Below are 12,777 nucleotides of genomic sequence, written 5' to 3' on the forward strand. Positions count from 1 at the left end.
CACCGGCCTCAGTACGCGTACGTCGTGTTGCCGCCCAGCGAGACGGCCACCGCCTTGATCGCCGAACCCTCGTTGAGGATCTTCACCGACTCGTAGCGGGCGACCGTCGTGCCGTTGCCGAGCTGGCCCTCGCCGTTGTGGCCCCAGGTGAAGACCTCGTCGGCCGTGACGGCGACGCCGTGCCGGGCGCCGGCCGCGAGGTGCTGGACGCCTTCCAGGCGGGGGATCTCGACGGGTGCGGTGCGGTTGGTGCGGGAGACGTTGGAGTCGAAGGCCTCGTCACCCTCCAGGAGCTGGCCGTACTGGTTGTTGCCCCAGCCCCAGACGTGGCTGTCGCTCGTCTTGACGTAGTTGTGGAAGGCGCCGGCCTCGATGTCGGAGACGCCCTCGATCCAGTCCACGTCGACGGGGAGCGTGGCGGACTTGGTGGAGGAGTTGCCGAGCTGGCCGTAGAGGTTGTAGCCCCAGGCCTTGACGGTGTCGTCGGCGGTCAGCGCGAGCGCGTGGTGGCAGCCGGCGTCGACCTCGACGATGTTCTCCAGACCGAGCACCTGCCGGGGTACGGAGCTGGTGGCGCGGTTTCCGGTGCCGAGCTGGCCGTGGATGCCGCGGCCCCAGGCGTACACCTTGCCGTTCTCCAGGAGCGCGAGGCTGAAGTCGCAGCCGGCCGAGATCTGCTTGACCTTGGGCATGCCCTGGACGCGGTCGGGGACCGTACGGCTGTCGCCGGTGCGGTTGTTGCCGAGCTGGCCGTAGGAGTTGTCGCCCCAGGAGTACACCTGGCCGCCGGTGTCGAGGGCGAGGCCGTGCTTCCCGCCGGCGGCGACGTCCTTGATCTGGGTGAGGCGGGGGACGGTGGTGGGCACGGCCTGGTTGGTGTTGCCGCCGTTGCCGAGCTGCCCCGAGGAGTTGTGGCCCCAGGACTTGACCGTCTTGTCGGTGCGGGCGAGGGCGAACGAGTCGGCGGACGAGGTGCCCCCGGCCGACATCTGGTCGACGTCCCCACGGAAGAGGCTGGTGACCGAGGACGGGCTGAGGCTGTCGGCGAGGGTGCCGTTGCCGAGCTGGCCGGTGCGGCCCGCACCCCAGCTGAGCACAGTCGGGTTGCCCTCGTTGGCGTGCACCGCGGGGGCGAGGGCCGGTACGGCGGTGAGGGCCGCCGAGGCGAGGGCGGCGGCGGCGAGGCGCCGGGCGCGCGCTGTGGTGCGCGAGGGACTGCGTCGTGAACGGGACATGGCTCTGCTCTCCTTCGACGGGGACATACGGGAGCGCGGCGCCCGGCCGATGGCGTCCGCCGGGGGCGGGGTCGCGCACGGGCCGGTCGCGGGTCATGCGAACACGTCGTGCCGAGGCCTCGGGCATGGGGTGACCACGGCCTCGTGCGGCGGCCGGGACGGGCCGCCGGGCACATCAGCAGACTGACCGAAAACGATCACCAGGGCGCGCTGGAGCGGCCGAAACACCCGTTTGTCGGCCCTCCGTTCGGGGCCGCGTCGCGGGGGCGCATTCACCCCCGCCGCGAACGGCGAGCGGGGCGCGGACGGCGCCCCTGGCGGGCGGCCGAACGGCGGCGGCCGGGTGAGTGAGAAGCCCCGCCGGACACGCGCGCCCGCTCGTGCGTCCCTCCCGCCGAATCCCTACGAACGGGTGGACCACCGGCCCGGGGTACGGGTCCGCCGGCACCCGGGATCCGGCCTTTCGGAGCGGCCCCGTGCGCGCTCCGCCGAAGTGGTGAGCGGCCTCCGGGGTGCGCGCCGCGCCGTGTGTCCTGCCGGGGTGCCGAGGCCCCGACGGTTAGCGTCTGGAAGCGCTCGGTGATCTTGAGGGCAGTCCCCTGTCCGCCCCTGGCGTCCCCAGCCGAGCCCACCAAATCACCCCTGTCCCAAGGGAGTTCCCATGCCCGTGTGCAAGACGTCGGTACGCAGCCTGCTGCGGTCCGCAGTCCTCGTCGCCGCCCTCGCCCTTCCCGTCGCCGGCCCCCTCGCCCCCGTCGCGTACGGCGCCGAGTGCCAGCCCGACGACCAGGAGTGCAAGGACAAGGAGGGCAACGCCGAAGCGGCCAAGAAGATCGAGGGCGACCAGAAGAAGACCCAGGAGGCGGCCGCCAAGGCCGGCAAGGACATCGAGGCGGCGGGCAAGAAGCTGGAGGAGTGCCCGCCCGGCTCGGCCTCCTGCATGGAGAAGCTGGCCGGCAAGGGCGGCCGCGAGGAGGACGGCTTCAAGGACATGGGCGCGACCCTCTCCGCCTATGAGCCGGAGCCCTCCGACAACGCGGCGAAGACCGTCGAGACCACCTGCGACGCCTTCCCCGCCTCGCTGCCGCAGGGCTCGACCGACCCGGGGCAGTCCCCCTTCCCGGCCTCCCAGCTCTGCTCCCTGCTCGGCCCCTGACGCGGCCCGGCCCACCCCTGGCCGGCCCGTTCCGCCGTCCTGCCTCGGCCGGCCCGTTCTGCCGTCCTCCCCTCGGCCGGCCCGTGCAGCTGTCCTACCCCCGGCCGGCCCGTTCCGCCGTCCCACGCTTGATCCGCTCCTCTCTCCCCCCAGTCAGTCCCCTGTCCCTCGTCCCGAAGGGTTCCTTCGTCATGTCCTCGCGCCGTCCCTGCGCCGTCCCGCCCCTGGCCCGCCCCCTCACCCTCGTCCTGAGTCTGGGACTCACCGCACCCCTCGCCCTGCTCGCCCCGCCCGCCGCCGCCGGCTCCGTCGAGGAGGGGCCGGGCGAGACGCCGGTCGCCCGCGCCGTCACCGCGGACGGCCGCGCCGCGAAGATCGCCGACGTCCTGGAGTACTGCGGGACCAAGCGCACGGCCTGCTCGTTCACGATCGACCCGAAGCAGGACCGCGAGTACGCGACCGCCGTCAAGTCCCTCGGCAACGCCGTCGTCAACTGCACCGTCAGCGACATGGGCGTCGACCGGGCCGTCACCCTCAAGACCAGCAGCACCGACAACATCGGCGGCGAGATCTCCGGGAAGATCACCGCCGAGGGCACGGTCACCGCCTCCGGCGAGGTCACCACCAACCTCAGCAACGAGATCAACAGCAACCACAAGATGCCCAACCTGAAGGACGGGCCCACCTCCGAGATCGGCACGAAGACCAATGTCGCGGGCGGCGCGAAGGTGGCCGGCTCGCTGAGCGCCAAACTCGCCTTCGAGGCCGCCTTCAAGGCCACGTACTCCAAGTCCTGGACGATCGAGAACACCGAGTCGACCACCTACAAGACCACCGTGAAGCCCTACGACATGCTGGTCTTCGGCGCGAGCGCCGCCATGCGGCGCGTCGTCGGGAGCCTCGTCGCGGACAACGGGAAGAAGATCCTCGGCGTGGTGGTGGACAGCCCCTCGATGGTCAACACCAGTTCCTTCGTGGCCCAGACGTACGCCGTCCCCGACAAGCTCTGCGGCCGCAAGCGCCCCGTCGGGGACACCCAGCCCGACGGGGACAACAGCCCCACCGGGCCCGGCCTCCGCACCGCGGCACGGGAGGTGCCCGCCGCGCGGGCCGTGCCGCCGGGCGCCGATCCCAAGCGCGAAGTCGTCCTGCCGTCCCACGCCCACTGACCCGGAGGAGTACCCCGCCATGAACCGCTCCGTCCCGGCACTCACCGTCCTCGGGGCCGCAGGACTGCTGCTGCCTCTCGTCCCCCTGTCCTCCCTCTCTCCCTTCTCGTCCCTCGCCTCGGCGGCCGTCGCCGAGCAGGCCGTCCCCGTCCTCAACGGCGACTTCGCCGACCCCGTGATGAAGGGCGACGGCCCCACGACCGTCGGCATCGACCACTGGACCGGCCTCAACCAGCGCTACTCGCCCACCGCTTCGGGCCGCACCGACGGCTCGCACGGCGTCGCCCTCCAGAAGGACGGCAACACCCTCCAGCAGCGGCTGCGCGGAGTCCGCGCGGGGGCCAGGGTCACCGTGAGGTACGAGGACAGCCCCGCCGTCTCCAAGGAGTGCACCGGAGAACAGGTCGTCGCGGGCCAGCCCTATGCCGTCGTCGGCTCAGGCGGCCCGGTGCAGGAGCTCACCACCGCCGGCGACCCCGACCGGGTGAAGGGCACTCCGGGCAAGGGACGTTGGACCGGCCGCGGCTACGTCTTCACCGCGAGCGAGAACGATCCGCTGCTCACCTTCAGCTCACGCGTCACCGACTCCCGCACGCATGTGACCTGTTCGCCGATGATCGCCCGCATCCGCGCGGTCGAGGTGCCGCCGGCCGTCGACAAGACCGTGAGCAAGACCGCGCTCGGAACCTCGGAGGCGTACAAGGGCAACGAACGCGAGAGCACCCTCCACAACGCCGCCGCCGCGTGCAACGGCGAGAACGCCTGCACCTTCCGGCCCGACACCCGCACCTCCTTCCGCTACTACGACCGCGCGCGGATCGTCGGCGAGGCCTTCGTCAACTGCACCCGGAACGCGCTGGAGCACTCCCGGCTCCTCTCGTACTCCGAGCGCGCGCACGACAGCGTCTCCCAGACCTACGCCGACGCCGGTCTCGCGCTCAACGAGGTGGCCAGGCTGCCCACGTCGGGCGACCGGACGGAGGACGAGAAGCGCCTCAAGGAGCGGCCGATGGCCGCCCAGTTCGCCCTCGCGTACGAGAAGGTCTGGCAGCGGCCCTGGCAGTGGTTCAGCAGCGACCAGCGCACGGTCGTGGAGAAGATCCAGCCCGGTGAGGTGAGCTGGGTCGAGATGCAGCCGAGCCGCGAGCGGGTCGAGGGCTGGTTCGTGAGCAAGAAGGACGACTACCGGCTGCACGCCGTCGTCGACGGGCCCTCACGGGCCGTGCCCGACCGGCTGCTCCAGCGCACCGGCCCCATGTCGGAGACCGAGAAGCAGCGCTGCGCGGCCGCCCGGCCCATGACCACCACCCCGGTCGGCGCGGACGCGCCCGCGAGCTCCAGCGACAAGGGCCTCCTCAAGAGCCCGGCGTCGAGGGCCGCGGACGTCCGGGCCGGGATCCGGAGCGTGCCGCTGGACTGACGCGAACCGGTACGCGTGACCGGACCGATGCGAGCGCGCGCCGCCTCACCCCGCCACGGCGGTGAGGCGGCGCAGCACCTCGTCCCTGCCCAGCGCCCGGGCCACGGCGAACAGGTCGGGGCTGCGGGTGGCGCCGGTGAGCGCCACCCGGACCACGTTCGCGACCTCGCTGGGCGGGCCCGCCCAGCGCGCCGGGTCCCGCCGCCAGGAGGCCGTGTCGGGGGCGTAGCCCTGCCGCTCCGCCAGCGCGCGGAGCGCGCCGTACCACTCCTCCGGCGTGGCGGTCCCACCTCCCACGGTGGGATCGGCGGCGAACGTGGCGGCGAACTCGCCGGCGATCCGCCGCACGAGCGCCGGGGCCAGGCCGCCGTAGCGGTCGTCGTCGGCCGCCGGGGGCGGGCCGAAGAGCTCCGCGAAGAAGAAGCCGTAGCGGTCGCGGAAGCAGGACCAGCGGTCCAGGTCCTTCCGGGCGGGCGCGCCCTCCGGCCGGCCGGCCGCCACCGCGGCGAGGGCGAGACCCCGCCGCCGGGCGAGGACGGACCCGAGCTCCGGGTCGTACTCCTCGGCCCAGGCGAGGAGCTGGCCGTACAGCTCGTCGGGGCTGAGCGAGGCGATGAACTCCCGGCTCAGCGAGTGCAGTTTGGGCAGGTCGAGCAGCGGTCCCGAGGGGCGCATGCCGTCGAGCCGGACGGGCGCGGCGAGCGCCTCGGCCGTGGGGACGTCCATGAGCCGGATGTTGGCGAGACCCCGCAGATAGTGCTGGACCGCGGCCGGCGGGTACCCGGCGGCCAGGTAGTAGTCCACCGAGGCCTCGGGGTCCTTGCGCTTGCTGAGCTTGCGCCGCGAGGGCCCCTCGGCCTTCATCAGCGGCGCCAGATGCGCGTACGCCGGCGGGTCGAAGCCGAGTGCCGCGTGGAGCTGCAGATGCACCGGCGTCGAGGACAGCCACTCCTCGCCGCGCACCACCAGCGACACCCGCATCAGATGGTCGTCCACGACATGGGCGAAGTGGTAGGTGGGCAGCGGGAGTTCCTCCTGAGAGGACTTGAGCAGCACGATGTCGTTGCCGTTGTCCTGCATGGTGACGGCGGCGCGGATCCGGTCCGTGAACCGGACCCGGCCGGGGAACTCGTACGGGCAGCGGAACCGCACGACGTACGGCTCGCCGGCCGCCGTCCGGCGGGCCGCCTCCTCCGGCGCCAGCGTCCGGCAGGGCGCCCACCGGCCGTAGTAGCCGATCGGCGAGCGGCCCGCGCGCTGCTCCTCCGCACTGGCGGCCAGCCGCTCCTTGTCGCAGAAGCAGGGGTACGCGCGGTCCCGCCGCAGCAGTTCGCGCACATGGCTGAGGTAGACGTCCCGGCGCTCCGACTGGAGGTACGGGCCCCACTCCCCGGCACCGGTCGCCCCGCCCTCGTCGGGGGCGAGCCCGAAGGCCGCGAGCAGCCGGGTGAACTCCTGCGCGGCACCGGCCACTTCGCGTGACCGGTCGGTGTCCTCGACGCGCAGCACATGCACACCACCCGACTGGTGGGCCAGGGCGCGCGCCACGGCCGCCGTGTAGAGGCCGCCGATGTGCAGATGCCCGGTGGGGCTCGGGGCGAAGCGCGTCACCTCGGCGCCCTCCGGCAGGGCGCGCGGCCGGAAACGGCGCTCCCAGTCGGCCGGTTCCGGGAGATCGGGCGGGAACATCGCGTTGATGACGGACAGGTCGAGCACGGTGGACTCCCTCCTGGGGTTCCTCGATCGATCCACCGTAGGCCGGTGACCGGCCGATTCGAGACGGGCGGCGGCGCGAGGCTGCGGGACTCCGAACCCACTTCGGCGCTGCGGGCCCCGAGCGGCGCACACGGTCAGTAGCGTCCTGAGGACCGATCCGTACGCCACGGACGGACACGGAACAGAAAGGGGTGTGATGGGCGGCACGCGCGCGGTGGCCCTGCTCGCGCTCGGCTCCTTCGCCATGGGGACCGACGCCTACGCGATGGCGGGACTGCTCCCGGACATCGGCGCCGACCTGCGGGTCTCCGTCTCCCTCGCCGGGCAGTCCGTGACCGCCTTCACCCTCTGCTACGCCCTGGCCGCACCGCTGTTCTCGGCCGTCCTGGCCCGCTGGGGAACCCGCACGGTCCTGGTGACCGCGCTCGTGGTCTTCGTCCTCGCCAACGCCGGGACGGCACTGACCGGTTCGTATGCCGGACTCCTCGGCACCCGGGCCCTGGCCGGGGCCGGGGCGGGCCTCTTCACCCCGGCGGCGGCCACCGCCGCCGTCGCCCTCGTACCCCCCGAGCGGCGCGGCCGGGCCCTCGGCCTGGTGCTCGGCGGAATGAGCGCGGGGACGGTCCTCGGCGTACCGCTCGGACTGCTGGTGGCCGCCGGATCGGGCTGGCGCAGCGCCCTCTGGCTGATCACCGGCCTCGGCGTGGTGGCCCTGGCCGGGGTGGGCGCCGCCCTGCCGCCGGTACGCGGCGCCGCGGCGCCCTCGCTGCGGGCCCGGTTCGGCGCCCTGGCCCGGCCCCGGGTCGCCGTGGTCGTCGCCGTCACCTTCACCCAGACCGTCGCCAGCCTCGGGCTCTACACCTATCTGGAACCGGTGCTCCACCGCGTCGCCGACATCGGCAGCGCCGTGCCGTACCTCTGGGTCTGGGGCATCGGCGGGGTCTGCGGCAGCCTCCTCGCCGGGACCCTCGTCGACCGGACGGGGCGGCCCGCCCTGCTCGCGGTCGCCCTGCTCGGCACCCTCGGCGGCGCCCTGGCCCTGCTGCCGTGGACCGGAACCGTGCCCGGCCTCGTCCTGCTGCCCCTGATCCTGTGGGGCGCCGTCGGCTGGGCCTTCGTCGTACCCCAGCAGCACCGCCTGCTCGCGCGGGAGGGCGAGGGAGGAGCCGCGGCCGTCGGCCTCAACAGCTCCGCCACCTATCTCGGCGGCGCCGTCGGCTCCGCGCTCGGCGGCCTCGCCCTCGCCCACGGGCTCGACGCCCGCTGGCTCCCGCTCCCCGCCGCCGGGGTCGCGCTCGCGGGAGTCCTCTTCCACCTCACCGCGGTGCGCGCGCTCGCCGGGCGCGAGGCCGCGGCCGGACCGCCTGGCGCCGCGACCGACCGGCGTGATGCCGGGGCGGAACTGCGGGGCACCGGCACCGACCGACGTGACGCGGCCACCGAGCCGCGCGACGCCGCGACCGACCCATGTGACAAGGACGGGACCGGAGCCGCGGGCGCGACCGCGGCCGAGGCCCTGGAAAGGAACACGCCATGAAATTCGGCGTCAATCTGCCCAACTACGGGCCCGAGGCCACCCCCGACGCCCTCGCCGACTGGGCGCTGCGGGTCGAGTCGATGGGCTACCACTACGCGATGGTCTCCGACCACGTCGCGCTCACCCCGGACGTCCAGCACCTCTTCCCCGCCCCGTTCTACGACCCCTTCACGACCCTCGCCTGGCTCGCGGGCGTCACCAGGACCGTCGGGCTCGGGACGACGGTGACGATCCTCCCGTACCGGCATCCCGTGCACACCGCCCGCGTCGCCGCCAACATCGACCGGTTCAGCAACGGCCGGCTCGTCTTCGGCGCCGCCGCCGGCTGGGCCGCCCGGGAGTTCGCCGTCCTCGACGTCCCGTACCGCAAGCGCGGGGCGATCAGCGACGAGTACCTCGCCGCGATCAAGGCCTGCTGGGCGACCGAGGTGGCCTCCTTCGACGGCGCCCACGTCTCCTTCCGGGAGGTGCACACCGGGCCGCTGCCCGTGCAACGACCAGGCCCGCCCGTCTGGGTCGGCGGCCACAGCTACGGCGCGCTCCGCAGGGCCGTCCGGCTCGGCGACGCCTGGCACCCCACGTCCGTCTCCGGCGACTGGCTCCTCGGCGTCGGGCTGCCCGCGCTCCGCCTGGTCGCAGAGGAGCACGAGCGGCCCGTCCCCGACCTCTGCCCCCGGATCAAACTCCGTGTCACCTCCCGGCCGCTCGGGCCCGGGCGGCTGCTCGGCGAGGGCACCCAGGCGCAGATCGCCGACGACCTCGGACTCCTCCAGGACCTGGGCGCGCGGGCCGTCGTCCTCGACCCCACCTACCCGGGCGACCGGCGCGAGGCGGGGCGCACCGCGCGCGACCTCGACGTCCTGGAGACACTGGCCAAGGAGGTCATCGACGTGGACGCCGGCTGCGTACGATGACCGAACGGCGGCAGCGGGAGGGGGTGCGCGACGTGACCGATCCGGACCTGCGGAAGCTGCGCGTGCTGAGGGAACTCAGCGAGCGCGGCACCGTCAGCGCGGCCGCCCAGGCCCTGCACCTCACCCCGCAGGCCGTATCGCAGCAGATCAGCGCGCTGGGACGGGAGTTGGGCGTTCCGCTCACCGAGCCGTCCGGACGCCGGCTGCGGCTCACCGGGGCCGCGCGGATCGTGCTGCGGCACGCCGAGGCCGTCTTCACCCAGGTCGAGCACATGCGCGCGGAACTCGCCGCCCACCAGAGCGGCGAGCGGGGCGAGGTGGCCGTCGCCGGGTTCTCCACCACCCTCTCGGCGCTCATCCTGCCCGCCGTGGCCCGGCTGCGGGAGACCCGGCCGCTGCTGCGGACCTCGCTGGCCGAGGTCGATCCGCCGGAGAGCTTCTCGCTGCTGCAGCGCGGGGAGGCGGACGTCGTCATCTCCGCGGACACGACCCGGCCCCCGGCGGACTCCGGCGGCTCGGGGAACCCGGGAGGCCCGGGGAACTCGGGGAGCCCGGGAAGCCCGGGGAGTCCGGAGCCTTCCGGAGGCGGGGAGCGGCGCCTCGGCGGACCGGGGGACGGCGGCCCGCCCGGCGGTCCTTCCGGCCATCGTTCCGGCAACCGCTCCGACAGTCGGCCCGAGGGGCGTTCCGAGGGGCGCTTCGACGGGCGGTTCCACCGGGTCGTGCTCTGCGACGACCCCTTCGACATCGCCCTGCCCGCCGGTCACCGGCTCCTCGACAGCGAACGGCTGCTCCTCGCCGACCTGGCCGACGAGACCTGGATCTTCGCCACGACCGGCCTCTGTCACGACATCGGCGTCGCCGCGTGTACGGCGGCCGGCTTCACCCCGCAGGCCTCCCACGCCATCGGCGACTGGGACGCCACGCTCGCGGCGGTGCGGCTCGGCCTCGGGGTCGCGCTCGTGCCGCGGCTCGCCAAGCCGGTCCCGCGACCCGAGGTGACGATCCGCCCGTTCAGCGAGCGGGCGCCCTCGCGGACGGTCTTCGCGGCCGTACGCGAGGGCAGCCAGACATCCCCCGAGATCGCCGCCGTCCTCGACGCGCTGCGGACGGCGGCCAGGGCGGCCGTCGCCGGCTGAGCGGGCATCGCGGGCGGCGCCTGAGCGGGCATCGCGGGCGGCGCCTGACGCGCCGCTCCGACCTGCGGGAACGCGATTCGCCACGGCTCGTGGACGGTACCGTCCAGCAGACGTTGCTGGACCCGCCCGACCGCCGGTGCGAGGCTCGATCCCGTACCGCGGAGAGCTCCGCGCGTCCTCTCACCCTTCTTTTCCAACTCCTTGCCGAGCCCTGTCTGCCTTCGGAGAGCGGGAACACCCATGTCCAAAGCCACCTACACGCGGCTGGCCGCGCTGAGCCTCATCTGGGGCTCCGTCTTCCTGTGGATCAAGATCGCCGGGTACGGCTTCTCACCCGTGCAGATGGTCCTGATCCGGCTCGCCCTCGGGGCCGTCGTCATCCTCGCCATCGGCTACGCCAAGGGGCTGCGGCTCCCCAAGGAGGCCGCCACCTGGGGCCATCTGACCGTGGCCGCGCTGCTCGGCAACGCCATCCCGTGGACCCTCTACGCCGAGGGGGAGATCGACGGATCGAGCAGCGTCGCCGCGGTCGTCAACGGCAGCGCCCCGATCTGGACCCTGGCCGCCGCCCTGCTGCTCGGCCAGGAGAAGCGGGTCTCCGGCTTCAAGGCCGGCGGCGTGCTGCTCGGCCTCGGCGGCACCGCGCTCATCGCCTCGCCCTGGAACTCCACCTCGGCCGGGACCGGTTGGAGCATCCTCTGCTTCGTCCTCGGCTCCATCAGCTTCGGCGCGAGCTTCGCGTACATGGGCAAGTACCTGGTGGGCAGGGGCATTCCGCCGCTGATGCTCGCGGGCGGACAGCTCGGCGCGGCCACCGTCCTCCTGCTGGTCGCCTTCCCCTTCCTGGGGCTCCAGACCATCACCTGGCGCACCGACTCGGTGGTCTCCGTCCTCGTCCTCGGCGTGGTCTGCACCGGCTTCGCCGCGCTGCTCAACTTCGAGCTGATCATCAAGGACGGGCCCACCGTGGCCTCCACGGTCACCTATCTGATGACCGCCGTGGCCGTCGTCCTGGGCGCCGTCGTCCTCGACGAACCCCTCGGCTGGACCGTGTGGCTCGGGGCGGTCGCGGTGCTCGCGGCCACGGGGCTGCTCCGGCGTAAGCCCCGCCCGGCACCCGAACCGGCGCCCGAGGCCGCCCCCGTACCGACGGCAGCGGCGGCCGATTAGCCGCCCCATTCCCCCAGGAAATGCCGGGCCGCCGCCCGCAACATTGTGTTCATTCATGGGGCGGGTGATGGGTGGTAGCGTCACGAGTGGAAACACCCGGCCTTTATGGGGGAGTCGTACGTGGCTTTTGTGGTCGAACTCGTTTTCCGTGGCAATGAGACGGACCGGTTGAGTTTCGGAGAGGCTCACCGGACCTATTGGAAAAGGATGGCCGCGCGCGGCATCCTGCTCGGCGGCGGACCCTGGCGGGACGGTACCGGGGAACTCCTGGTCTGTGAGGCCAGGGACCGCGGCACCCTCTTACGGGTCCTGTACGCCGACCCCTACGCCCAGGCGCAGGTCGTCGGAGAGTTACGGGTCCGAGAATGGAACGCGGTCATGGGGCACGTGGTGCTCGCCGGTCTGGAGCGGTCCACCGGTGGTGCCGGGACCCATGAGCGAATACGCGGGGGCGTCACTGCGCCCGCCCCGCCGGCCGTCCGACCGGTGGCCGCCGTACGCGAGGAGGTCGCCGTCCGTGAGGAACTGACCGCCCACGAGCGGCGCATCGCCACCATGATGCTCGACGGCCTGACCAACAAGCAGATCGCCGAATCGTTCACGGTCTCGACCCGGGCCGTGGAACTGCACATCACGCGCATCTATCGCAAGCTCGACATTCGTCGGCGTGCCCAACTGGCCGCCGCCATCGACCGGTTCGAGGCAGCGCTGGCCTGCTGACCCGTCCGCAGCGCGGGTCCCGTCCGGTACCCGTTCCCGTTCCCGTACGTCTCCGCTTGGGGGAGTTCGCCATGCCGCTTGTCGAGATCACCGTTCCCGAGGGCACCCTCTCCGAGGCCGCCGCGGAGGTCCTGCAGCAGCAGGTCGCCGACTCCGTGCTGACGGCCATGGAGCTGCCCCGTACCGACTTCTTCGCCGCCGCCACCTGGGTCTACGTCCGTGAGGCCGCCAAGGGGTTCGCGACCACCGGGGCCGGCACCGCCCCGGGCGTCCTCGTCGTGGTCACGCCCCTGGAGGGCTTCCTGACCCCCGAGCGCAACGAAGCGCTCTCGGCCGAGGTCACCCGGCACGTCCAGGAGGCCACCACGCCCGACACCGTCGTCTGGCTCGTGGTGAACGAGATACCCGAGGGGAACTGGGCCGTGAACGGCGGGCTGACCCGACGGGCGAAGATCGACGAATTCGTCGCGGAGGCCGCCAGGGCCCACTGAATTCCGTTTCCGTTTCTTCTTTCGTCTCGCATTTCGGACGCATCGGCGCCGCACCGTATTCACGGTGCGGCGCCCTCGTTTTCCCGGGTGATGAATCCGGCCACGGGTGC

11 protein-coding genes are annotated in these 12,777 nt (G+C 73.1%); 9 read left to right on the forward strand and 2 right to left on the reverse strand.

Translation table 11 applies throughout. From position 1 onward, the window contains the following. Window positions 1–8: 8 nt before the first annotated feature. Window positions 9–1,235 carry an RCC1-like domain-containing protein gene (locus tag AMK27_RS13270; RefSeq protein ID WP_073906208.1) on the reverse strand — a complete coding sequence of 409 codons (1,227 nt, stop codon included), beginning with the start codon at window positions 1,233–1,235 and terminating at the stop codon, window positions 9–11. Between the two features lie 661 nt (window positions 1,236–1,896). Here AMK27_RS13270 and AMK27_RS13275 point away from each other — a divergent pair. From AMK27_RS13275 to AMK27_RS13285, 3 genes are all read left to right on the forward strand, one after another. After that, complete coding sequence (locus AMK27_RS13275; RefSeq protein WP_073906210.1) at window positions 1,897–2,391, forward strand: hypothetical protein; 495 nt, start codon at window positions 1,897–1,899, stop codon at window positions 2,389–2,391. A 191-nt stretch (window positions 2,392–2,582) separates the two neighbouring features. Beyond that, the gene (locus AMK27_RS13280; protein WP_073906212.1) at window positions 2,583–3,560 is read left to right on the forward strand and encodes a hypothetical protein; all 978 of its coding nucleotides are present in this window, start codon (window positions 2,583–2,585) and stop codon (window positions 3,558–3,560) included. A gap of 19 nt (window positions 3,561–3,579) precedes the next feature. Then, window positions 3,580–4,980 (forward strand): hypothetical protein, encoded by a 1,401-nt coding sequence (locus tag AMK27_RS13285; protein WP_073906214.1) that lies wholly within the window; start codon window positions 3,580–3,582, stop codon window positions 4,978–4,980. A gap of 45 nt (window positions 4,981–5,025) precedes the next feature. On the opposite strand, the gene AMK27_RS13290 is transcribed toward AMK27_RS13285, so the two are convergent. After that, window positions 5,026–6,696 carry a glutamate--tRNA ligase gene (locus AMK27_RS13290; RefSeq protein ID WP_073906216.1) on the reverse strand — a complete coding sequence of 557 codons (1,671 nt, stop codon included), beginning with the start codon at window positions 6,694–6,696 and terminating at the stop codon, window positions 5,026–5,028. Window positions 6,697–6,892: 196 nt separating this feature from the next. Here AMK27_RS13290 and AMK27_RS13295 point away from each other — a divergent pair, with 196 nt between their 5' ends. From AMK27_RS13295 to AMK27_RS13325, 6 genes are all read left to right on the forward strand, one after another. Further along, on the forward strand, window positions 6,893–8,233 hold the full coding sequence (locus AMK27_RS13295) for an MFS transporter (protein WP_073906218.1): 1,341 nt from the start codon (window positions 6,893–6,895) through the stop codon (window positions 8,231–8,233). Next, window positions 8,230–9,147, forward strand: coding sequence for a TIGR03619 family F420-dependent LLM class oxidoreductase (locus AMK27_RS13300; RefSeq protein ID WP_073906220.1), 918 nt, complete (start codon window positions 8,230–8,232; stop codon window positions 9,145–9,147). Before AMK27_RS13295 ends, AMK27_RS13300 begins: the two co-directional genes overlap by 4 nt. A 32-nt stretch (window positions 9,148–9,179) precedes the next feature. Then, window positions 9,180–10,286, forward strand: coding sequence for a LysR family transcriptional regulator (locus AMK27_RS43615; RefSeq protein ID WP_241847479.1), 1,107 nt, complete (start codon window positions 9,180–9,182; stop codon window positions 10,284–10,286). A 240-nt stretch (window positions 10,287–10,526) separates the two neighbouring features. Continuing rightward, window positions 10,527–11,456: a DMT family transporter gene (locus tag AMK27_RS13315; RefSeq protein ID WP_073906222.1), complete on the forward strand. Its 930-nt coding sequence runs from the start codon at window positions 10,527–10,529 to the stop codon at window positions 11,454–11,456. A gap of 105 nt (window positions 11,457–11,561) precedes the next feature. Then, entirely contained in the window at window positions 11,562–12,176 is a 615-nt protein-coding gene (locus tag AMK27_RS13320; protein WP_274535743.1) for a LuxR C-terminal-related transcriptional regulator, read from the forward strand. A gap of 71 nt (window positions 12,177–12,247) precedes the next feature. After that, window positions 12,248–12,667, forward strand: coding sequence for a tautomerase family protein (locus AMK27_RS13325; protein ID WP_073906224.1), 420 nt, complete (start codon window positions 12,248–12,250; stop codon window positions 12,665–12,667). Window positions 12,668–12,777: the final 110 nt, after the last annotated feature.

Origin of the sequence: Streptomyces sp. CB02009 (assembly GCF_001905825.1) — a bacterium.
Lineage (GTDB): Bacteria > Actinomycetota > Actinomycetes > Streptomycetales > Streptomycetaceae > Streptomyces.